The organism is Mesorhizobium sp. LSJC280B00 (genome assembly GCF_000502835.1).
Lineage (GTDB): Bacteria > Pseudomonadota > Alphaproteobacteria > Rhizobiales > Rhizobiaceae > Mesorhizobium.
Genome location: NZ_AYVL01000009.1, coordinates 124,053 through 143,816 on the forward strand (window position 1 = coordinate 124,053; position 19,764 = coordinate 143,816).

At 60.8% G+C, this 19,764-nt stretch carries 22 protein-coding genes; 8 read left to right on the forward strand and 14 right to left on the reverse strand.

What is annotated here, in order from left to right; genetic code table 11:
- Positions 1 to 114 precede the first annotated feature (114 nt).
- Entirely contained in the window at positions 115 to 633 is a 519-nt protein-coding gene (fabA, locus tag X773_RS54940) for a 3-hydroxyacyl-[acyl-carrier-protein] dehydratase FabA (protein WP_023676912.1), read from the reverse strand.
- A 240-nt stretch (positions 634 to 873) separates the two neighbouring features.
- Here fabA and irrA point away from each other — a divergent pair, with 240 nt between their 5' ends.
- Together irrA and X773_RS54950 are read left to right on the forward strand one after the other, a co-directional pair.
- The gene (irrA, locus tag X773_RS54945; protein WP_023676913.1) at positions 874 to 1,305 is read left to right on the forward strand and encodes an iron response transcriptional regulator IrrA; all 432 of its coding nucleotides are present in this window, start codon (positions 874 to 876) and stop codon (positions 1,303 to 1,305) included.
- Positions 1,306 to 1,315: 10 nt separating this feature from the next.
- Positions 1,316 to 1,675 (forward strand): DUF4260 domain-containing protein, encoded by a 360-nt coding sequence (locus tag X773_RS54950; RefSeq protein ID WP_023676914.1) that lies wholly within the window; start codon positions 1,316 to 1,318, stop codon positions 1,673 to 1,675.
- An 80-nt stretch (positions 1,676 to 1,755) separates the two neighbouring features.
- Here the strand turns inward: X773_RS54950 and X773_RS54955 are convergent, their stop codons facing one another.
- The gene (locus X773_RS54955) at positions 1,756 to 2,313 is read right to left on the reverse strand and encodes an SH3 domain-containing protein (protein ID WP_023676915.1); all 558 of its coding nucleotides are present in this window, start codon (positions 2,311 to 2,313) and stop codon (positions 1,756 to 1,758) included.
- Between the two features lie 157 nt (positions 2,314 to 2,470).
- Between X773_RS54955 and X773_RS54960 the strand changes: the two genes are divergently transcribed.
- Complete coding sequence (locus X773_RS54960; RefSeq protein ID WP_023676916.1) at positions 2,471 to 3,472, forward strand: D-glycerate dehydrogenase; 1,002 nt, start codon at positions 2,471 to 2,473, stop codon at positions 3,470 to 3,472.
- Between the two features lie 64 nt (positions 3,473 to 3,536).
- Here the strand turns inward: X773_RS54960 and X773_RS54965 are convergent, their stop codons facing one another.
- From X773_RS54965 to X773_RS55020, 12 genes are all read right to left on the reverse strand, one after another.
- The gene (locus X773_RS54965) at positions 3,537 to 4,025 is read right to left on the reverse strand and encodes a GNAT family N-acetyltransferase (RefSeq protein ID WP_023676917.1); all 489 of its coding nucleotides are present in this window, start codon (positions 4,023 to 4,025) and stop codon (positions 3,537 to 3,539) included.
- On the reverse strand, positions 4,022 to 4,783 hold the full coding sequence (locus X773_RS54970) for a molybdopterin-synthase adenylyltransferase MoeB (protein WP_031211813.1): 762 nt from the start codon (positions 4,781 to 4,783) through the stop codon (positions 4,022 to 4,024). Before X773_RS54970 ends, X773_RS54965 begins: the two co-directional genes overlap by 4 nt.
- A gap of 76 nt (positions 4,784 to 4,859) precedes the next feature.
- Entirely contained in the window at positions 4,860 to 6,008 is a 1,149-nt protein-coding gene (gene recF, locus X773_RS54975) for a DNA replication/repair protein RecF (protein ID WP_023676919.1), read from the reverse strand.
- Between the two features lie 26 nt (positions 6,009 to 6,034).
- Positions 6,035 to 7,153, reverse strand: a complete 1,119-nt coding sequence (gene dnaN, locus X773_RS54980; protein WP_023676920.1) for a DNA polymerase III subunit beta — start codon at positions 7,151 to 7,153, stop codon at positions 6,035 to 6,037.
- 199 nt (positions 7,154 to 7,352) lie between these two features.
- Positions 7,353 to 8,825 (reverse strand): chromosomal replication initiator protein DnaA, encoded by a 1,473-nt coding sequence (dnaA, locus tag X773_RS54985; protein WP_023676921.1) that lies wholly within the window; start codon positions 8,823 to 8,825, stop codon positions 7,353 to 7,355.
- Between the two features lie 915 nt (positions 8,826 to 9,740).
- A complete protein-coding gene (gene rpsT, locus X773_RS54990; protein WP_023676922.1) occupies positions 9,741 to 10,007 on the reverse strand; it encodes a 30S ribosomal protein S20 in 267 nt (88 codons plus the stop codon).
- 160 nt (positions 10,008 to 10,167) lie between these two features.
- Positions 10,168 to 10,941, reverse strand: coding sequence for an enoyl-CoA hydratase (locus tag X773_RS54995; RefSeq protein ID WP_023676923.1), 774 nt, complete (start codon positions 10,939 to 10,941; stop codon positions 10,168 to 10,170).
- Between the two features lie 24 nt (positions 10,942 to 10,965).
- The gene (mutM, locus tag X773_RS55000) at positions 10,966 to 11,856 is read right to left on the reverse strand and encodes a bifunctional DNA-formamidopyrimidine glycosylase/DNA-(apurinic or apyrimidinic site) lyase (RefSeq protein WP_023676924.1); all 891 of its coding nucleotides are present in this window, start codon (positions 11,854 to 11,856) and stop codon (positions 10,966 to 10,968) included.
- Positions 11,849 to 13,087, reverse strand: coding sequence for a phosphopentomutase (locus X773_RS55005; RefSeq protein ID WP_023676925.1), 1,239 nt, complete (start codon positions 13,085 to 13,087; stop codon positions 11,849 to 11,851). Before X773_RS55005 ends, mutM begins: the two co-directional genes overlap by 8 nt.
- Positions 13,088 to 13,477: 390 nt before the next feature.
- Positions 13,478 to 14,098, reverse strand: a complete 621-nt coding sequence (locus X773_RS55010) for a TadE/TadG family type IV pilus assembly protein (protein WP_023676926.1) — start codon at positions 14,096 to 14,098, stop codon at positions 13,478 to 13,480.
- A 30-nt stretch (positions 14,099 to 14,128) separates the two neighbouring features.
- The gene (locus X773_RS55015; protein WP_023676927.1) at positions 14,129 to 14,689 is read right to left on the reverse strand and encodes a TadE/TadG family type IV pilus assembly protein; all 561 of its coding nucleotides are present in this window, start codon (positions 14,687 to 14,689) and stop codon (positions 14,129 to 14,131) included.
- Between the two features lie 151 nt (positions 14,690 to 14,840).
- Positions 14,841 to 15,263, reverse strand: a complete 423-nt coding sequence (locus tag X773_RS55020; protein WP_023676928.1) for a pilus assembly protein N-terminal domain-containing protein — start codon at positions 15,261 to 15,263, stop codon at positions 14,841 to 14,843.
- 343 nt (positions 15,264 to 15,606) lie between these two features.
- Here X773_RS55020 and X773_RS55025 point away from each other — a divergent pair, with 343 nt between their 5' ends.
- The 5 genes from X773_RS55025 to X773_RS55045 all read left to right on the forward strand — a co-directional run bounded on the left by X773_RS55025 (position 15,607) and on the right by X773_RS55045 (position 19,724).
- Positions 15,607 to 15,777, forward strand: coding sequence for a Flp family type IVb pilin (locus tag X773_RS55025; protein ID WP_023676929.1), 171 nt, complete (start codon positions 15,607 to 15,609; stop codon positions 15,775 to 15,777).
- 148 nt (positions 15,778 to 15,925) lie between these two features.
- The gene (locus X773_RS55030; protein WP_023676930.1) at positions 15,926 to 16,444 is read left to right on the forward strand and encodes a prepilin peptidase; all 519 of its coding nucleotides are present in this window, start codon (positions 15,926 to 15,928) and stop codon (positions 16,442 to 16,444) included.
- A 189-nt stretch (positions 16,445 to 16,633) separates the two neighbouring features.
- Positions 16,634 to 17,449 carry a Flp pilus assembly protein CpaB gene (cpaB, locus tag X773_RS55035; protein WP_023676931.1) on the forward strand — a complete coding sequence of 272 codons (816 nt, stop codon included), beginning with the start codon at positions 16,634 to 16,636 and terminating at the stop codon, positions 17,447 to 17,449.
- Positions 17,446 to 18,975 (forward strand): type II and III secretion system protein family protein, encoded by a 1,530-nt coding sequence (locus X773_RS55040; protein ID WP_023676932.1) that lies wholly within the window; start codon positions 17,446 to 17,448, stop codon positions 18,973 to 18,975. Before cpaB ends, X773_RS55040 begins: the two co-directional genes overlap by 4 nt.
- Positions 18,976 to 18,989: 14 nt before the next feature.
- A complete protein-coding gene (locus X773_RS55045; protein ID WP_023676933.1) occupies positions 18,990 to 19,724 on the forward strand; it encodes a CpaD family pilus assembly protein in 735 nt (244 codons plus the stop codon).
- Positions 19,725 to 19,764: the final 40 nt, after the last annotated feature.

A 19,764-nucleotide genomic window follows, 5' to 3' on the forward strand; every position in this document is an offset into this window, starting at 1 on the left:
CTTCCAGCGCGGACCCCGAACCTGAAATCAATTTCCGGAATGGAACCATGCGCAAAATTAAAGTGCTACAGCGTTCATCAGACGTCAAAGACGTCGTACTGTAGGGTCTTCGTTTCAGACGGCGGCCGATTGCTTGGACAGACCGACCTTCAGATCCGTTGCCGCGTATATGGGCTCGCCATCTGCCTTCAGCCAGCCATCGGCGATGCCAAGCACAAGCCGACCGCGCATCACTCGCTTGAAGTCGACGCCATACTCCACCTTCTTGACCGAAGGCGTGACCATGCCTTTGAACCTCACCTCACCGGTCGACAGCGCCATCCCCTTGCCGGGTTCACCGAGCCATCCGAGATAGAACCCCGTCAACTGCCACATGGCGTCCAGGCCTAGGCATCCTGGCATGATCGGATTACCGATGAAATGGCAGGCGAAAAACCACAAATCCGGCTTGATATCGAATTCCGCGCGGATGAAACCCTTGTCGAACGCACCGCCGGTCTCGCTGATCTCGGTGATGCGGTCGAACATCAGCATCGGCGGATAGGGCAGCTGCGCATTTCCCGGTCCGAACAGCTCGCCGCGGGCGCAGGCAAGCAATTCCTCGTAACCGTAGCTGGATTTCGAACCCGCCATCAATCTCGTCCCCGTGATCGTCCCGGGCGATAGGCGCCCTTGTCGGTGGTTTCCTAACACAATCTGTTTCAGGCCGGAAACCGGCGCTTGCGCTTAACCTGCCCGTCTGCCCGGGTCAATGCGCGCTATTGATCGCATTCGGTCGACAGAATATATGTCAGGACACGTCCAGTTTCGGCAGATGCTCAATTTCTGCCATTTTGGACCTGTCTGAGGCGGAACTGTGAGCGCGACGGATAGATGGATCTGGGTTGCCGGAAGGATAATGTCGCTGTGGACAAGCGGGTTCGCGAGGCCGGTCTGAGGCCGACACGCCAGCGCATCGCGCTGGCCGATCTGCTTTTCGCCAAGGGCGACCGCCATCTTTCGGCCGAGGAACTGCACGAGGAGGCGCTTGCCGCCGGCGTGCCGGTGTCTCTGGCCACCGTCTACAATGCTCTGCACCAGTTTACCCAGGCCGGTCTTCTGCGCATCCTTGCCGTCGAGGGATCGAAGACTTATTTCGACACCAACACCTCCGATCACCATCATTTCTATATCGAGGGCGAAAACAGGATCTTCGATATCGACAGCGGCCCGGTGACGGTTTCCAACCTGCCGGAACCGCCGGAGGGCATGGAGATCGCCAATGTCGATATCGTGGTGAGACTGCGTCCGAAACGCTGCGACTGACCGGCGCCTTATGAAATTCCTGGATTTGACGCTCCGGCTCGAATGGGTCGCCGTCGCGGTGGCGGCTCTTGTCTTCTATGCAATCGCCGGTGTTTCCTGGTGGCTGTTTGCCGTGCTCATTCTGGCGCCCGACCTGTCGATGCTGGGTTACATGGCCGGGCCGCGCGTCGGCGCCGTCGCCTACAACGCCTTGCACATACTGATCTTGCCCGTTCTGCTGGCGCTTGTCGGCAGCGTCTTTGACAATGCAATGGCGATAGCTGTCGCGCTGATCTGGATCGCCCACATCGCCATCGACCGCGCTCTGGGCTATGGTTTGAAGCTGTCGAGCAGTTTCCAGGATACCCATCTCGGCCGCATCGGCCGCTAAACCATCCCCGAACCGAAGATCAGCGAAACAAATGCCGATCCGGTGCTTGCAGCGCTGGCCTGACCTCCGGTTCGGAAAGGTCAGTTCTTGACCTTTTCGCCGGGATAGGCACCCCAGACGAGCGACTGTGCGAGCCAGCCGGTATGGCCGTCGAAGGTCATTTCGCACCATTGGCCATCGCAGGACTTGATCGTGCCCATTACCCCCGGTTCGAGGATCGCGATGACGCCTGCATCTTTTGCCGGGTCGTCAAGGAGGTTGACGCGAGCGTCCTTGCCGCGCTGCCAGGGGGCGACGATCGCCGTGCGACGGCCCGAAAGCAGCGACTGATTGATCCAGCCTTCCGAGCCGTCGGCATCACGCACACGGCGCCACGTATCGAACTCCTGGATGATCTCCATCGGCAGGCCTGGCTTCATATACATCCAGTCGACGGAATAATTGACGCCCGGCCCAACGCGCGAGTTGACGCGGCCGGATTTCAGGCTGACGAAGCGCGGCAGCGGCAAGCCGCTTGGTCCGAGCGTGACGCTCTGGGCGGGTGCGGCGGCACTTTGCGCCATCACCAGTGGGCTATGGATGAGAGCGCCGAGGAATGCTGCACTGAGGGTCAGGCGGAGCGACGCGAAACCAGACACTTTCGTTCCTTTCGGCGCCCACCCATCGGCCTTCGCGCCCATTTTTCTTTGTCTTCGGCGGAACCGCTTGTTACATGGATGACCGGTACCGCGATCGGCTCTCAGTTTCGCCGTTCTTGGTTAAAGAGGTCTCAACGAGATCGAGTTCGAGGAAACAATGGCAGGCAAAAAGAAGCCCCTCGTCGTCATCACGCGCAAGTTGCCCGACCTAGTCGAGACCCGCATGCGCGAGTTGTTCGACGCCCGCTTGAATGTGGAGGACAGGCCGATGACGCAGCCGGAACTGGTGGCGGCGGTCAAGGAGGCCGACGTGCTGGTGCCGACTGTGACCGACAATATCGACGCGGCGCTGATTGCCCAGGCCGGCGACAACCTCAAGCTGATCGCCAACTTCGGCAATGGCGTCGACAAGATCGACGTTGCGGCAGCGGCCAAGAAAGGCATCACCGTCACCAACACGCCGAACGTGTTGACCGAAGATACGGCCGACATGACCATGGCGCTGATGCTGGCCGTACCGCGGCGGCTGGCCGAAGGCGCCAACGTGCTGACCGGCGATAAGAAATGGGCGGGCTGGTCGCCGACCTGGATGCTCGGCCGTCGCATCTGGGGCAAACGGCTCGGCATTGTCGGCATGGGTCGCATCGGCACTGCCGTCGCCAGGCGCGCCAAGGCCTTTGGCCTCTCGATCCACTACCACAACCGCCACCGCGTGCTGCCGGCAATCGAGGAGGAGTTGGAAGCCACGTATTGGGAAAGCCTCGACCAGATGCTTGCCCGTATGGACATTATCTCGGTCAATTGCCCATCGACACCGGCAACTTTCCATCTGCTTTCGGCACGGCGGCTGGCGCTTCTGCAACCGTCCGCTTACATAGTCAACACCGCGCGCGGAGATATCATCGATGAGGAATCGCTGATCAAGCTCATCCATGACGGCAAGATCGCCGGCGCCGGCCTCGACGTCTACGAGCACGAGCCGGCGCTGAACAGCAAGCTGCTGAAGCTTGCCCACAAAGGCAAGGTCGTGCTGTTGCCGCATATGGGTTCGGCGACGCTCGAAGGCCGTATCGACATGGGCGAGAAGGTGATCATCAATATCCGCGCCTTCTTCGATGGTCATCGCCCGCCCGACCGCGTGCTGCCGTTGAGGGCGTGACCTGCCGTCACGCCGACACGGTCTTGCCGCGGCAACCGCGCGTTCGTCGTTGGATAGCGTTGGCTTACGAAAACGCCTTGCGCATGGTGATTGAGGTCGGCCGCTCGTAGCCCTTGTGCGCTGTCCGTTCGGTTTCACGAAAACCGAGGCGGGCAAAGGCTGCGTGATTTCCGGTCAGCTCGATCCGGGTCTGGAGCTCGATGGCGGTCCTGTTGTGGCTGCGGGCAAGATCTTCGACGGCCTGCATCAGCTGTTTTCCAATGCCTTGTCCCTGAAGAACCGGCTCGACCGCGAGCTTTCCAACATAGAGCTCGTCTGCGCGCTTCAGGATGAAGACGCAACCGACGATCTCGTTTTCCTTCAGCGCCAGGAATGCTGTCTCCTCCAGCGCTCTAGCCCTGAGATTTTCAACGGTGAGCCGATGCGCCGAGGACGGCGGGTCAATAACCCCGTCCATAAAGGCGAAGGCCCGCATGACCAGCGCCAGCACCTCGTCCCAACGGTCGAAATCGGCCGCAAGCTGCACGGTGGAAACGTCGGCAGGCAGGCTCACGGGCTGGTTCGCTTGTAGCGGATCGTGTCGAAGCGTGCCGCCAGCGCATCGTAGAGCAGCAGTCGTCCGACCAGCGGCTCGCCAATCCCGGTGATCAGCTTGATCGCTTCCATGGCTTGCAGCGTGCCGATGACCCCGGTCAGCGCGCCGACAATGCCGGCCACCGCGCAGGATGGCACCAGTCCCGGCGGCGGCGCCTCGGGAAAGAGATCGCGGTAGCTTGGGTTCAACTTGCCGTCCGGGCCGGTTTCGAATGGCTTCAGTACGGTGACCGAGCCGTCGAAGCGGCCAACGGCGGCATGCACGAGCGGCCGGCTTTCCGCGGCGCAGGCGTCGGCCACCGCGTAGCGTGTCTCGAAATTGTCGGAGCCGTCAACGACGATGTCATAACGGGCAATGAGGGTAGGGGCGTTGTCCACGGTCAGCCTGAAATTGTGCTCTTCCACGACGACGTTTGGATTGATGCGGATGATCGCCGCTCTGGCGCTGTCGGTTTTCGCCACCCCGACATCGCCCGTGGCGTGGATCACTTGTCGTTGCAGGTTGGAAAGCGAAACGATGTCGTCGTCGACGATACCGAGAGTGCCAATCCCTGCGGCGGCGAGATATTCGAGCACCGGCGCTCCCAATCCGCCGGCGCCAATGACGAGCACCCGCGCCCGCTTCAGCCGCTGCTGGCCGGCGCCGCCGATCTCGGGCAGCACGATGTGGCGGGCGTAGCGTTCGAGCTCTTCATCGGTGAGGGCGGCTGTGATCATCGCCGGACCATATAACGGAGGAAAAAGCTTGTCAGGCGTCAATGCATGCAGCTCAGAAATGCGCCATGGACGAAATTCAAATGGTCGGCCCGACCTTGCCGTGATCGACGGTCAGGAATTGCGCGCGTCCCTTGAGGCTGTCAAACAACGCGGCATCGGTCCCGGTCATGAAGGCCTGGCAGTTTAGTTCCTCCAGGATCGAGAACAAGGCCGCCCGTCGACCGCCGTCGAGATGGGCGGCGATCTCGTCGAGCAGCAGGATCGGTGTCATGCCCGACATCTCGCCGGTTAGCCGCGCATGCGACAAGACAATGCCGACCAGCAGCGCCTTCTGCTCGCCGGTCGAACAGAGCTCGGCCGGCATCGCCTTGGGCCGGTGGCGCACCACGAGGTCGGAACGGTGCGGGCCGTCGAGCGTGCGTCCGGCGGTGCGGTCGCGGTCGCGCCCCTGGGCAAGCGCACGACGGAACCGTTCCTCTACGTCGACGGCCGGCAAAATACCGAGTTCGCCTTCCAGTTCGCCAGAGATGCCGATGTCGGCTTGCGGAAACGGTCCGTCGCCGGGCAGCCGGTCGATCATGGCGGCGAGCAGGCGCACCAGTTCGGCACGCGCCGCGGCAATCGCCACGCCGGTCTCGGCCATTTGCATCTCGATCGCATCGAACCAGGCACCGTCGCGTGAACCGTCGGCGAGCAGTCTGTTGCGGCCGCGCATTGCCTTTTCGTAGTCAAGCGCGCGCTGGCCGTGGCCAGGATCGATCGCCAGCACCAGCCGGTCTAGGAAGCGCCGGCGGTCGGCAGCCGGCCCGGGGAACAGGCCGTCCATCGCCGGTGTCAGCCAGACCACGCGCAGCCATTCCAGCATGTCTTCGGCTGAGCGTGCCGTCGCGCCGTTGATCCGCACCCGCCGGCCGGCTTCGCCGTCGCTGCCCGATATTCCGGTACCGATCTCGACCTGGCCTTCCGGCCCGTCAAGCCGGGCATGCAGCGCAAAGCCACCGTCGCCGCCTTCGCGCGCCACCTCGGAATAGGGTGCGCGGCGCAGGCCGCGGCCCGGCGTGAGCAGCGAGATCGCTTCAAGCAGATTGGTCTTGCCGGCGCCATTGTCGCCGGAGAAAACCACAGCGCCGGGATCAAGGTCGATTGCCAACGCCGCATAGTTGCGGAAATTCGTAAGTGTGAGCTTACTTATGTACGTCTGCTGCGGTTTTGCAGATCTGGTCACGACAGCAAGATGGCCCCGTTCGGGCCCTACACCCGCATCGGCATCAGCACGTAGAGCGCGGTCTCGTCGGCCATGTCGTGGATCAGCGTCGGGGAACCGGCATCCGCCAGCATGAACTTCGCCTCCGTGCCGGTCAGTTGCGCGGCAACGTCGAGCAGGTATTTGGCGTTGAAGCCGATTTCGATCGGATCGGAGGAATAGTCGGCCGCCAGTTCCTCGGTGGCACTGCCCGAATCCGGGTTGTTGACCGCAAGCGTGACCTGCCCTTCGGCGATCGAAAGCTTCACCGCCCGGCCGCGTTCGGACGAAATGGTCGAAACGCGATCGACGGCAGCGGCGAAACTCTGGCGATCGATAATCAGCTTCTTGTCGTTGCCGGTCGGAATGACGCGCTGGTAGTCCGGGAAAGTGCCGTCGATCAGCTTGGAGGTCAAGATAACGCTGCCGATGGTGAAACGGATCTTGGTGTCGGACAACTCGGTGGTGACTGCAACATCGGGATCGTCGACCAGCTTTTGCAGCTCGCTGACCGTCTTTCGCGGGATTATGACGCCAGGCATGCCCTCAGAGCCTGCCGGCGCATCGATCTCGGCGCGCGCCAGCCGGTGGCCGTCGGTCGCGACAGAGCGCAGCTTCAGCTTGCCGCCGGCCTCGTGCGTGTGCAGATAAATGCCGTTCAGATAATAGCGCGTCTCCTCGGTCGAGATGGCGAACTGGGTCTTTTCGATGAGGCCCTTTAGTCCGACGGAATCGAGCCGGAAAATATGCGAGAACGACCCGGCTGAAAGCTCGGGAAAGTCGGACTGCGGCAGGCATTGCAGGCGGAAGCTCGAGCGCCCCGACGTCACCGTCATGGCGTTGCCGTCTTCGTCGGTCTTCAGCGCCACCTCCGCGCCGTCGGCAAGCTTGCGCACGATGTCATAGAGCAGATGTGCCGGGACCGTCGTCGCCCCGCCACGTTCGACCTTTGCCGGCGTTGCTTCGGTCACCTCCAGGTCGAGGTCGGTCGCCTTCATTTCAAGGCTGGCCCCCTCGGCGCTGAGCAGCACGTTCGACAGGATCGGAATGGTATTGCGCCGCTCGACCACGCGGTGAACATGGTTGAGCGACTTCAGGAGATTTGACCGTTCCAGGATAACACGCATGACGAAACAGGCTCGCTTGAATGAATGAACGGGTCTCCGGCAAGCGGCGCCCCGCGAAAGGTCTGAACAGGCTCAGAATCTGCGTAAACTGACAGGAAAAACCCGGCAAACGCAAGCCCGCGCCACCGGTTCGGACCGGCTGCACGGGCTTTCTGGGGATAAAAAGGCCGGAGTCCGCGAGCCGGCGTTTTTCGGGCCGTCAGGCCTGGTCGTTGATCAGCCTTCTCAGCAATTCGAGTTCCTGCGCCAGTGTGTTGTCGGCACCGGAAAGATCCTCGATCTTGCGCACCGCATGCAGCACGGTCGTATGGTCACGACCGCCGAACCGCCGCCCGATCTCCGGCAGCGAGCGCGGCGTCATCACCTTCGACAGATACATGGCGACCTGCCGTGGCTTGACGATGGTGCGTGTGCGCCGGTTGGACAGAAGTTCGGTCTTCGACACGTTGTAGTGGCGCGCGACGATGCGTTGGATGTCCTCGATACGCACCCGCTTGGGTTCGCCCGAACGATAGATGTGGCCAAGGATCTCGTCGATGCGGTCGATGGTGATCTGCGGTTCGAAGGATTGGCGAAACAAAAGCTGGTTGAAGGCACCTTCGAGCTCGCGTCCGCTGCCGGTCACCGTGCGGGCGACGTGGTTGAGGATCTCTTCGGAAATATCGAGCGACGCATCGTCGAGCTTGGCGGTGGCAAGCCTGAGCTTGAGCATACCGATACGCATGGCGAAATCCGGGGCTGACATTTCCAGCGCGACGCCGCCGTTGAGGCGCGAGCGGACGCGTGGCTCCAGCGACTCCAATTCCGACGGCGGCCGGTCGGCAGCGACCACCACTTGCTTGGCGCTGTCGAGCAGCATGTTGATCAAATGGCAGAATTCGTGCTGGATCGACTTGCCCTGCAGGAACTGCATGTCGTCGATGATGAGGAGGTCGATGTCGCGCAGCTGTTCTTTCAGCGTCAGTGCGTTGTTGTCGCGGATCGCGGTGGCGAACCGCCACATGAAATACTCAGCCGTCAGATAGACGACCCGCGATTTCGGATTCTGCTTCAGCGATTCTGCGGCGATCGCCTGCAACAGGTGCGTTTTGCCCAGCCCGACCGTCGCGTGAAGAAAGAGCGGATTGAAACGCACCGCGCTCGACTGCGATTCCGCGACCGCCTTGGCGGCGGCAAAAGCCACTCGGTTCGATGGTCCTTCGATGAAGGAGGTGAAAGTATAGCGTGGATCGAGTGGCGAACCGAGAACATTGTGCCGGAACTCGGTTTCTGCCGGCATCCCCGGGCGGGGTACCGGGACCCGTTCGACCCTACTGGGGCTCGCCGTGCCCGCAGAGAGCGCGGTTTGCGTCTGCCTGGTCATCTTGCGCGCCGGGGCCACTTCTGGCTCGACGCTGTTGCGGCCCTGCCGTGTGGCGGTGCGAACCACGATCTCGATCTTGAGGATCTCCGGATCCTCGTGCTTCCACAACTCGGTGATGAGATCGAGATAGTGGCCGTTGATCCATGAACGCAGGAATGCGGTTGGCACTGAGATGCGGACAATGCCCTTAGAGGATTCAGCGACCTTCATGCGCCCGAACCAGCTCGAATAGACCTCGGTTCCCAGACGCGCCTTCAACTGGGCCTTGACCCGATCGAACTTCTGTTCAGCTTCATTGGAAGCCGCCATGTCGTTCCTTCCGATTAACGTTCCAGGAAATGGGAGGTCGCCTGTAAGCTCCCTTTCGATGCCGCCGCTCTGCATGATCGAGTTCCTTGTCTCTTGTACCTGTTTTCCGCCGGGGATGCGCCTCCTGCATCCATGTTTCCGGCGACCGTGTCTTCGCTGCGACACCATCGCCGCCGCCGGCTGATGAATCGCCTCGTTGTCGGTCCGGCGCCGAAGAGCCGATCCGCTTTGGTCATGTCAGGGCAACAAAATGCCGTCCGGCGAAAAACCGCCGGCGCACCGTCGACCTGCCATGTACAATTACGCCAGTCCCCTACCGTATCGAAAAGACAAACCAACCCCGTCCGCGGAGTTGAATCCGCGGTGTAAACTCTGCCAATTTGAGCTGGCCGGTTTCAGGCTGGTCAAGGGCCAAGGGCCCGTCCCTTCGATGGACAGACATTACCGAAATCGCTGTGGATAGGGCAAGGCCACCCCTAACGGATTTTTAAGGAATCTGACTAGCAAGGGACGTTTCGAACGCCATGCTGCAACAGTTGATTTTGACAAAGCCATTGTGATTCAAACCCTTTTCCGGCGAATATGAAAAAGGCCACACAACGCGAAATTTTCTGAAATAATTCACTTGACAGCCAATTGTCGCCTATCGGCCGCAGCTGATGTGAACAAGCTGTGGATCACCATCGGTAAGCTTCTGAAAAGAAAAGGTAATCTGTGACGCTCGGAAATTTTCGCATTGGCGGTTTCGAAGGCTGCGAATATCAGCAGGCATGTATATGCCGGCAAAGCATTTCGAACTTTGAAATGCCCGCGGAGCGCCATTTTGCGGGCTTTCTTTTAAGTACTTGCCGGCAAACGAAAAAAACCCGGCGCGATTGGCCGGGTTTGAAGAAGCGCAGTTCAGGAAAAGGTATATTAGGCCGACAGCACCTTGACCCGTTGGGCCAGCCGCGACACCTTGCGCGATGCCGTGTTCTTGTGCACCACGCCCTTGGTCGCGGCGCGCATCAATTCCGGCTCGGCCACCTTGAAGGCAGCCTGTGCGGCCGCCTTGTCGCCAGCTGCGAGCGCCTCTTCGACCTGGCGGATGTAGGTCCGGACGCGGGAGCGGCGGTTCTTGTTGATCGCTGCGCGACGGGCGATCTTGCGCGTTGCCTTTTTGGCCGAGGAGGTATTGGCCATGGTGCCTCTCTTCTGATCTGGTGGGCGCTTGCGGGATACCGCAGGGCGCAAAAAACAAACGGGCAGCCACAGGGCCGCCTCGATTGGTGCGGCTTATAGTTCAGCTTTTCCGGCGCGTCAACGCTGCAGCGCTTTCTTTTTGACCGGCGCCTTCGTCATCTCATCGGTTCGTGAAATTCGGCTTCCGCTTGCCGGTGAAGGCCGCCATGCCTTCCTTCTGGTCATCCAGCGCAAACAGCGAATGAAACAGCCGGCGCTCGAACCGCAGACCCTCGGTGAGCGTCGTCTCATAGGCGCGGTTGACGGCCTCCTTTGCCATCATCACCGACGGCAAGGAAAAACCAGCGATCTTGGACGCTGCCTTAAGCGCTTCCTCGATCAACTCGCCGGCTGGCACCACGCGCGAGACAAGGCCGGAACGCTCGGCCTCGGCTGCGTCCATCATTCGACCCGTCAGGCACATATCCATCGCCTTCGACTTGCCGACAAAGCGGGTCAGGCGCTGCGATCCGCCCATGCCGGGCATGACGCCCAGCGTGATCTCGGGTTGGCCAAATTTGGCGGTGTCGGCGGCGATGATGAAGTCGCACATCATCGCCAGTTCGCAGCCGCCCCCCAGCGCATAGCCCGCCACCGCCGCGATGATCGGCTTTCGTGCCCGCGTAAATTCTTCCCAGCCGACGAAGAAATCCTGCAGATAGGCATCCACATAGGAGATGGACTGCATTTCCTTGATATCGGCACCTGCCGCGAAAGCCTTTTCCGAACCAGTGATGACCATGGCGCCGATGTCGGCATTGGCGCCCATGCTATTCACCGACGCGACCAGTTCCGCCAGCACTTGTGAATTCAGCGCGTTGAGCGCCTGCGGCCGGTTCAGCGTAATCAGCCCGACCTTGCCGCGGGTTTCGACGATGATGGTTTCATAGCCCATGCTTTGCTCCTCCTCGCTTCTGGTTCAAGCCTGACAGGCCCGGCAGTGGAAAGTCGAACGACCGCTTTGCACGATACGCTCGATGTGGCCGCCACAACCAGGCTTGGAGCAGGCTTCCCCCTCGCGATCGTAAACCGCGAAGGAATGCTGGAAGTAGCCCAGCGATCCATCGGTCTGCATATAATCGCGCAACGACGAGCCGCCGGCGGCGATCGCATCGGCGACGACCGAGCGGATTGCTTCGGCCAGGCGTTCGCTCTGCTCTTTGGCTTTCTTGCCGGCTCTCGCGAGGGTGCCCGCTTCGCGCAGCGGCGACAGGCCGGCCCGCCAAAGCGCTTCCGAGACGTAGATATTGCCTAGCCCGGCAATCAGCCTCTGGTCCAGAAGTGCCGCTTTCAGCGGTGACTTGCGACCTTTCAGCAACGAAGCGAGCAGCGCGCCGTCCAGTGCGTTGCCTGTAGGCTCGACGCCTAATCCCGCCAGCATCGGATGCATGTCGGGCTCGCCTTCCGAAAACAGCATGAACCCGAAGCGGCGCGGGTCGTTGAAGATCACGCGAGAGCGGACGCCGGCAGGGGATGCGATGTCGAAGACGACGTGATCGTGAGCATTGTTTTTCGAACGTTCGTGGTGGAACGCGCCGGGCGTTGCGCTCTCGTCGGCCGTTTCGATGCGAAACGAACCCGACATGCCGAGATGGCAGATCAGAACCGGGCCGTTGTCCATGTGCATTGTCAGATATTTGGCACGGCGGCCGAGCGCCGCAATCGTCTTGCCGGTCAGCCGCTCCGAAAATCTCTCGGGGAACGGAAACCGCAAATCCGGCCGGCGTGCCTCGACACCGACAATGCGGGCACCTTCAAGGGCCGGCTGCAGACCGCGCCTGACTGTCTCTACCTCCGGCAGCTCAGGCATGGCCACCTATCGTGGCATGGAAGGAGGTGCCGTGACGGCCGCGCGCCAGCCCGAGATGTTCGGCCACGGTTTCGCCAATGTCGGCAAATGTTGTCCTCAGTCCGATGTCTGCGCCTTTGAAACCCGGCCGTGTCCCGATAATCGGAATACGCTCGCGCGTGTGGTCGGTGCCGCGCCACGTCGGATCGTTGCCGTGATCGGCGGTCAAAATGAGCAGATCGCCTGGCCTCAGCCGTGCGAATGCCTCGGGCAGGCGCCGGTCGAAAGCTTCGAGTGCGGCGGCATACCCCGCAACGTCGCGCCGATGCCCGAACTCGGTGTCGAAGTCGACAAAGTTCGCGAAGACGAGGTCGCCGTCGCGGGCGTCTTCCATGGCACCAAGCGTTTTGTCGAACATCGCCATGTTGCCGGCAGCCTTGCGGACTTCCGAGATCCCCCGATGGGCGAAAATGTCGCCGATCTTGCCGATCGCGATAACCCGGCTGCCGCGCGCCGTCAGCCGGTCGAGCAGCGTCGGTTCCGGCGGCGGTACGGCATAGTCGCGACGATTATGCGTTCGCTCGAACGTGGCGGCGGTTTCACCGATAAACGGCCGCGCGATGACGCGGCCGATATTCAGCGGATCGACGAGCCTGCGCACCACTTTGCAGAACTCGTAAAGCCGTTCCAGGCCGAAATGAACCTCGTGCGCGGCGATCTGCAGGACGGAGTCGATCGAGGTGTAGCAGATCGGCTTGCCGGTGCGGATATGGTCTTCGCCGAACCGTTCGATAATCTCGGTGCCCGGAGCATGGCAATTGCCGAGGATGCCAGGCACCTTCCCTTCACGCACCATTGCTTCGGTCAACTCGGCCGGAAAGGCGGGAATCTTGTCTGGGAAGTAACCCCAGTCGAAACGGACCGGCAGGCCGGCTATTTCCCAATGGCCCGATGGCGTGTCCTTGCCGCTCGAAACCTCTTGGGCCGCGCCGTGAAAGGCGGCGCTAAGCGGGGCACTGCCATTCTCGAACCTGAAACCCGTCGCCGTTGCCGCGGCCTGGCCGAGGCCGAGCGCGAACATGTTTGGTACAAGAAGGGGTCCGGCACGCAGGCCTTCGCGATCGGCGCGGCCTTCTGCGCAGGCCCGCGCGATGTGTGCGAACGTATTGGAGCCGGTGTCGCCATAACGTTCGGCATCGGCCGCGCCGCCGATGCCGAAGGAGTCGAGGACAAAAAGGAAGGCGCGTGCCATCGAAAGGTTCATCATTGCCTGTGCGTTGGCTCAGACATAGGGTTCCGCGCCGCCATTGGCAATTCGGAAACCCAACGGCACGGCTTGGCGTGCTGGTCCCGGAGAGACGAATCGCGGCATGGTCGATCTGCGGATGGAAATGCGCGGCGCGGAGCTCGCATGAGGCTTGCCCTGACAGCATTCGCCGCCGTACTGGCTTTGCTGCTGGATGCGTCTTGCACAAACCTGGCGCGAGCCGATTGGCGCGATGTTATCGGAACGTTCCGTATCGGTATCGTCGCCGAACCGTTGCCGGTCCGAGGGACTGCGTGCTGGCTGCAGCCATCGTGCGTCTAGTCTCGGCCCGCGGTCGCAAGCAATAGCAACAGACCGGTTAGCGGGCTTCAGGCGTCAGCAATCGCTGCACGGAATGGTCGGGCTCCTGCGCGGCCGCAGATAATAAGTTTCCGCCATCGATATCGAATTGAAGACCGAGCTCAACCCGAACCGGCTTTGGCCGTCCGCCGACCAGGTGATGATTGGCTTGTAGGCGAGATCGCTTTCGACCCGAATGAGGAACGTGCCTTTGATCTTGAGCGCGCTCGGGACCGTTGTGGTGGAATCCTTGACCGCGTCGACGCTAGAGACGCCATCGACCAGTTTGCGCGACCACACGACCAGGACTTTCGGCGTCGTCTCGTTGGTCACCTGTATCGCCGTGATAATGATCTTCGGTTTCGAGCGGTTGTAGGGCTGGAGCGTGGAACTGCCGATCGCCATGATGGCATCGACATCGGCCGCCTTGACGGTCTGCTGCTGCGTGACGAGGTCCGCTACCATGCTGCCGATGCGGCTGACCTTCTTGCTGGTCTCGATGGCTTGCGAGGCCTCCATTGTCATAAAGTACATGATCAACAAGACAGGCACGATGAGGGCAAACTCGACAGCCGCAATACCGCGGCGGTCCGAGCAAAGCCGGACTGCTCTTGTACAAATCCCTGCGATGCCCAGCTGTGCCCCCGCACGAATCATGGCTTTGCCCTTTTCAAGCGACTACGTGGTTCAGTTGTCGAACGGCTCGTTCTGCCAAGTGATCGAAGCAAAATGCAGCGTTTTGCCGTCCTTCAGGTTGGCCATCGATTTGGCCATGAAGTCGGTCATCACCGGCCATTTGTAAAAAACACGCAGCATGTTTCTCGACTCCGCCAGGCCAGGTGCGACGGTGAAGGTCTGTGTGCTCGTGCCCTTGGTCAGCACGACGTCGCCATCCTGGATCTTGAAACCGGCCAGCGCCGCATCGGCGAAGGTCGGATATTCGCGCAAGTCCACCAGCAATCCGGGACAGGTCTTGGCGACCATGATCTCCAATTTGGTGCAGATCATATCCCGCAGCTTGGTGCCGGACACATCGGCCGGTCTTAGTTGGCCGGTACGCAGCTGGCGCGCGATGTCGTCGGTTGCGTTTGCCATCACTTCCTGTGCGGCAAAAGAAATGCAGCTCTCCAGGATGGCGAAGACAAGAAGCGCGAAAGGAATTGCAAGCATGGCGAATTCGATCGCCGTGCTTCCGCGGCGGTCGCCCAAAAACCGTCTTGGAGAACCTGCTCGTCCTGCCTTGCTCATGTCCTCTGCCCGCCGATGCCGCTTCTGTATCGGTCCCACCCTTAGTCGGAACCGATTGAAGTCCGGTTGGAATGACCGTTAAATTCAACGGGAAGGCCTTAACCCGGCGATAACCGAAGCACGTACTCGCCAAAGACGGAGACGTCGGCTACTAATGCGCGGCGCTCATTTCGGCTTCAGAGGCCTTCTCGGCATCGCTCTTATACGAGCTTTCGCAATATGGCGCGCAGGACATGGTCTGTACTTCGGAACGCCGATAGATGCGCACCGACGACGCTGCCTGGCGTACGACGGTTATTTGCTCATCGACGATCGGGTTGCCCTCCTGGTCGAGGACGACGAGATTGGTGACGCCAAATCCCTTGCCGGTCAGTACGATCGTCGATGCATCCTGCACGGAGGCGTCGGCGATCGCCGGATTGCCGACGACAATCGTATCGGCGGCGCGCGACAATTTGATGATCTTTGCCTGGTTCATCGTCACCTCGATGCCGGCGCCGGCCCTGGCTGGAAAGGCGAAAGCCGCTGCGGCAAAAAGCACGGCAACTGGAAATGATGATCTCGGCCCGGCCATTGAGGCGCCCCCTGGCAAACTGTTCAACGGAACATGAATGAGATTGGTGAACCAACCGTTAAGCGGCTGGAGTTCAGGACCAAGCCGGAACCGGCATTGGGCCTAGCCGGCACGGCTGGAACGTCTTTGCCGAATTGCGCCTCTTGCGCCTTTTGTCAGCCCGGGGGCCTAGCGGCGGGTATTTTAGTTCTGGGTTAACCACGCAATGTCGTCGAAGCGGGAAAGGAATCGGTAAGCCTGTTTATTAAGCCGATTGAAACAGCTTCTCCTTAGATTCGCAGTATCCGATCAGCCACCAAGAGAAGTTGACGGAAGTGCTGTAACAATTGGAGTAGGAGCTCGAATGTCTAACCTCATCGCACGTTTTGTGAAGGACGAATCCGGCGCGACCGCTATCGAATACGGTCTGATCGCCGCTCTTATCGCACTCGCCATCATGGTCGGCGCCGGCCAGCTCGGCAACTCGCTGAACGCCAAGTTCACCGCCATCTCCACTAAGGTGAACGGTAGCTGACCGTAACGGGTTCGGTTGTTCTGAAATAAGGGCCGCCGCACTGGCGGCCCTTATTTAGTCCTCGCATGATTTGAAATTTAGGCCTCATCAGTCGTTAATCGAATAGGATTAGGCTGGGGCTAGATGCAATTGGGTCATAGGCGCGCCGATGCTTGAAGCCGTGATCTTCGTCGTGTTTCCGTTCTGCATGCTTTTTGCCGCGATCTCCGACATGCTTTCGATGACGATCGCCAATCGCGTGCCGGTGTTGCTTGTGGTTGTCTTCGCCTTGGTTGCGCCTTTGACCGGCATGGACTGGGCCACCTATGGCTGGCATTTCGCCGCCGCCGGCCTGGTTCTCGCGGTGACGTTCGGCCTGTTCGCGCTGGGCGGCATGGGCGGCGGCGACGCCAAGCTTCTGGCTGCCACTGCCATGTGGATGGGACTGAACATCCATCTCATCGAATACCTCGTCGCCTCGACATTCATCGGCGGACTGCTGACGCTAGCCATCCTCGCCTATCGAAAATCGCCGCTTGCCGCCGTCACAAGCCACAATCCGTTCCTGCGCCATTTCGCCGATGAGGCGACCGGCGTTCCGTACGGCATCGCGCTTGGCATTGGCGGTCTGCTCACCTATTCCGACTCGCCATTGATGGCCTGGGCACTTACCAGGCTGGCGGGCTGAATTTCGCTTTACGCGGTTGGCGCCGAGCAGGCGAGTTGGCCACGTTTTCCTTCGGGCCGGGCTTGTCGGTCCAATTTATGTAAACGTTAAATTAATCACGATCGTAAGTATAACATTAACCTTGTTTTGACGATTGCCGCTGCAAAGTCCCGCTTGGCTACGTGGTTTGCCAAGGCGAGGTTCGGACAGATGCCAGCATCCCGATTGATTATTCTGAGCGTGGCGATAGCCGCGGCCGGTGGTGCAGGCTATGTCGCGAAGAACATGGTCGTGGCTCCGCCGCCTCCGGTTGTCGATTCCGGTCCTCAGGCGCCGGCGATCGCGCTGCAGGATGTGCTTGTTCTTTCCGGCGACGTTCCGATGGGCAGTCCGCTTGAAAACAACATTTCCTGGGAGTCATGGCCGTCCGCCGGCATCAACGCAAATTTCATCACCCGCGCCGCCGAGCCTGAAGCGCTGGACAAGCTGAAGGGCGCCGTCGCTCGCGTGGCGCTCTACGCCGGCGAGCCGCTGCGGCGCTCGAAGCTGATCGGTGAAGGGCAAAGCTTCATGTCGTCGATCCTGCCCTCCGGCATGCGGGCCGTTGCCACAAGCATCTCGGCCGACACCTCGGCCGGTGGCTTTATTCTTCCCAACGATTTCGTCGACGTCATCATGACCCGCAGAGCCGATCCCGCCAATGGCGGTGGTCCGGGCTTCACGACCGAAACTATCCTGAAGAACATTCGCGTCCTGGCGATCGACCAGACCATTCAGGAGGACGAGGAAGGTAAGAAGACCAGGGTTGGCCAGACCGCCACCCTGGAACTGACGCCGCAGCAGTCCGAGATCATCACCGTCGCACAGCAGATGGCGGATCGCCTGACATTGGCGCTGCGCTCGATCAAGGACAGTCAGGACAAGAATGTGGGCGAAGCCGATTACCTGGTTTCCGGCAATGGCCGGCGCGGAACCGTGCGGTTGATCAAGTCGGGCGAAGTTTCCGAAGTGGGGGCGAGGAAATGAGGCTAAAAACCAAATTGCCGGTCACGCTGGCTGCGGCGATCGGCCTGCTTTTCCTTGGAACGAATGCATATGGCGTTCTCTGTGCCAGCGCAGCAGGCGACAACGCCAGGGTGACGGCTTCGACCGCCACCCAGCGGGTCAAGCTCGGACTGAACAAGTCGGTGGTCATCGACCTCCCGAGCGATGCCTACGACATTCTCGTCGCCAACCCCGCTGTAGCCGACGCGGTGACCCGCACCGCCAGGCGCATCTATCTGTTTGGAAAGGCGGTCGGCGAGACCAATATCTTCGTCTTTGGCCCGAATGGCGAGCAGATCGTCAGCCTTGACCTAGCGGTCGAACGTGACGTCGCCGGGCTGGAGGATTATATCAAGCGCTTCATCCCGTCATCGGAGGTCAAGGTCGAGTTGCTGAACGACAACGTCGTTCTGACCGGAACCGTGGACACTCCTCTGGACGCCAAGCGCGCGGCCGATCTGGCAACCATTTTCGTGTCCGGCGGCGAGGCGACCACGGGTCAATATTCGCAGACCGCTGCCGGCGGTTCGGCTGAAGCCGGCGTCGCGATCGATAACCCAGATGCCGAGCGCCGCGTCAGCAAGATCGTCAACCTGCTGCAGATCATCGGCGACGACCAGGTGACGCTGAAGGTAACGGTCGCGGAAGTCAGCCGCTCGGTGATGAAGCAGCTCGGCGTCAACATGGTGGGCAACGGCAGCAGCAACGGCATCAGCTGGGGCGCGGTAAGCGACAATTTCACTGGTTTGGGCAAGTCGCTGTCGAACTCGGGCCTCTCTATCGGGAGCTCGACGCTGCAGGCCTACATCAATGCCATGGAACAGTCCGGTGTCATGAAAACCCTCGCCGAACCAACATTGACGGCCGTATCCGGCGAGAAGGCGACCTTCAAGGTTGGCGGCGAATACAACATGGTGACCAGCGTTTCCCAAGCCGTATCAAACGATAACCAGACCGGTCTGAAGACGTATTCGGTCGAGAAGATCGAATACGGCATTGGCCTGGAATTCCAGCCGGTGGTGCTGTCTCCCGGCCGTATCAGCCTGAAAGTCAGAACCTCGGTTTCCGAGCCGACAACGGAGGGGTCTGTGTCTTTGTCCGAAGGCGTAACAAGCCCGGGCATGAATGCCCTGTCGCTCCGCAAGCGCTTGGCCGACACAACAGTGGAACTGCCTTCGGGCGGCTCGATGATGATTGCCGGCCTTGTCCGCGATGATCTCAGGCAAGCCGTCAACGGCTTACCTGGTCTGACAAAGATTCCAGTGCTTGGCGCGCTGTTCCGCAGCAGGGATTTCGTTCGCAACGAGACCGAGCTCGTCATCATCATTACGCCCTATCTGGTGAAGCCGGTGGCGCGCAACGATCTTGCCAAGCCGGATGACAATTTCAACGCCGCCAGCGATGGCGCCGGCATCTTCCTTGGCCGCGTCAACCGTGTCTACGGCACCATGCAGACCGACAAGCCCAACGGCCGTTACCACGGCGTTGTCGGCTTTATCTACAAGTAAGCGGGGAAGCGGTCATGTCTAAGGCAGCATCGAAGGCACGGGCGATCACCGCGACGCGGTCGGTCCATTCGCGAATCTGGCGGCCGGCCGTTCCCATTATGGCGATCGCGGTGGCGGCATTGCTGGCCGGCTGCGCCAATCGCGACAGCGTCACGGTGGGTGCCATACCGGACGATTATCGCACCACCCATCCGATCGTCATAGCCGAGAAGATACAGAAGATCGACCTTCCGGTCGGCGCCGGCGACCGTGGCATGACCAGATCCCAGCGTGACACGCTCCTGGGCTTCCTGGACGGATACGACAGGAGCGCGGCTCCGGTGCTGACGATCGAGATTCCGAGCGGCTCAGCCAACGAAATCGCAGCGGCCGTGGCCGGCCGCGATTTCGCCAGGCTGGCCATAGCCAGCGGCATCAGCCGGAAGCGGATCGCCATGCGGTCCTATCAGTCTGTTTCGGCCGAAGCGTCCGCACCGATCCGTGTTGCCTACGTCTCGGTGAAGGCTCAGACGGATAAATGCGGGCGCTGGCCCGAAGACCTGCTGCAGACTTCGGAAAACAAGCACTATGCCGATTTCGGCTGTTCGTATCAGAACAACCTGGCTGCCCAGATGGCCAATCCGTCCGATTTGATCGGGCCACGCAAGCCGACCCCGATCGACGCGGAAAATCGCGGCGCGGTGATCGACGTCTATCGTGACAGAGGTATTTCGGACGAATTCCTCGGCAATTCGGAAGTCGAATATTAACGAGTGTTGAGGCTCAACAAACCCTAAGCCGCGCAAGTCA

What these genes read in the sequence shown, in the direction of transcription:
- X773_RS54950 (WP_023676914.1), top strand. Translation starts at nt 1,316, where the DNA reads ATGAAATTCCTGGATTTGACGCTCCGGCTCGAATGGGTCGCCGTCGCG.
- X773_RS55005 (WP_023676925.1), bottom strand. Translation starts at nt 13,087, where the DNA reads ATGGCACGCGCCTTCCTTTTTGTCCTCGACTCCTTCGGCATCGGCGGC.
- fabA (WP_023676912.1), bottom strand. Translation starts at nt 633, where the DNA reads ATGGCGGGTTCGAAATCCAGCTACGGTTACGAGGAATTGCTTGCCTGC.
- X773_RS55030 (WP_023676930.1), top strand. Translation starts at nt 15,926, where the DNA reads ATGCTTGAAGCCGTGATCTTCGTCGTGTTTCCGTTCTGCATGCTTTTT.
- rpsT (WP_023676922.1), bottom strand. Translation starts at nt 10,007, where the DNA reads ATGGCCAATACCTCCTCGGCCAAAAAGGCAACGCGCAAGATCGCCCGT.
- X773_RS55040 (WP_023676932.1), top strand. Translation starts at nt 17,446, where the DNA reads ATGAGGCTAAAAACCAAATTGCCGGTCACGCTGGCTGCGGCGATCGGC.
- X773_RS54960 (WP_023676916.1), top strand. Translation starts at nt 2,471, where the DNA reads ATGGCAGGCAAAAAGAAGCCCCTCGTCGTCATCACGCGCAAGTTGCCC.
- X773_RS55045 (WP_023676933.1), top strand. Translation starts at nt 18,990, where the DNA reads ATGTCTAAGGCAGCATCGAAGGCACGGGCGATCACCGCGACGCGGTCG.
- dnaA (WP_023676921.1), bottom strand. Translation starts at nt 8,825, where the DNA reads ATGGCGGCTTCCAATGAAGCTGAACAGAAGTTCGATCGGGTCAAGGCC.
- dnaN (WP_023676920.1), bottom strand. Translation starts at nt 7,153, where the DNA reads ATGCGTGTTATCCTGGAACGGTCAAATCTCCTGAAGTCGCTCAACCAT.
- irrA (WP_023676913.1), top strand. Translation starts at nt 874, where the DNA reads ATGGATCTGGGTTGCCGGAAGGATAATGTCGCTGTGGACAAGCGGGTT.
- cpaB (WP_023676931.1), top strand. Translation starts at nt 16,634, where the DNA reads ATGCCAGCATCCCGATTGATTATTCTGAGCGTGGCGATAGCCGCGGCC.
- mutM (WP_023676924.1), bottom strand. Translation starts at nt 11,856, where the DNA reads ATGCCTGAGCTGCCGGAGGTAGAGACAGTCAGGCGCGGTCTGCAGCCG.
- X773_RS55015 (WP_023676927.1), bottom strand. Translation starts at nt 14,689, where the DNA reads ATGAGCAAGGCAGGACGAGCAGGTTCTCCAAGACGGTTTTTGGGCGAC.
- X773_RS55025 (WP_023676929.1), top strand. Translation starts at nt 15,607, where the DNA reads ATGTCTAACCTCATCGCACGTTTTGTGAAGGACGAATCCGGCGCGACC.
- X773_RS55020 (WP_023676928.1), bottom strand. Translation starts at nt 15,263, where the DNA reads ATGGCCGGGCCGAGATCATCATTTCCAGTTGCCGTGCTTTTTGCCGCA.
- X773_RS54970 (WP_031211813.1), bottom strand. Translation starts at nt 4,783, where the DNA reads ATGATCACAGCCGCCCTCACCGATGAAGAGCTCGAACGCTACGCCCGC.
- X773_RS55010 (WP_023676926.1), bottom strand. Translation starts at nt 14,098, where the DNA reads ATGATTCGTGCGGGGGCACAGCTGGGCATCGCAGGGATTTGTACAAGA.
- X773_RS54995 (WP_023676923.1), bottom strand. Translation starts at nt 10,941, where the DNA reads ATGGGCTATGAAACCATCATCGTCGAAACCCGCGGCAAGGTCGGGCTG.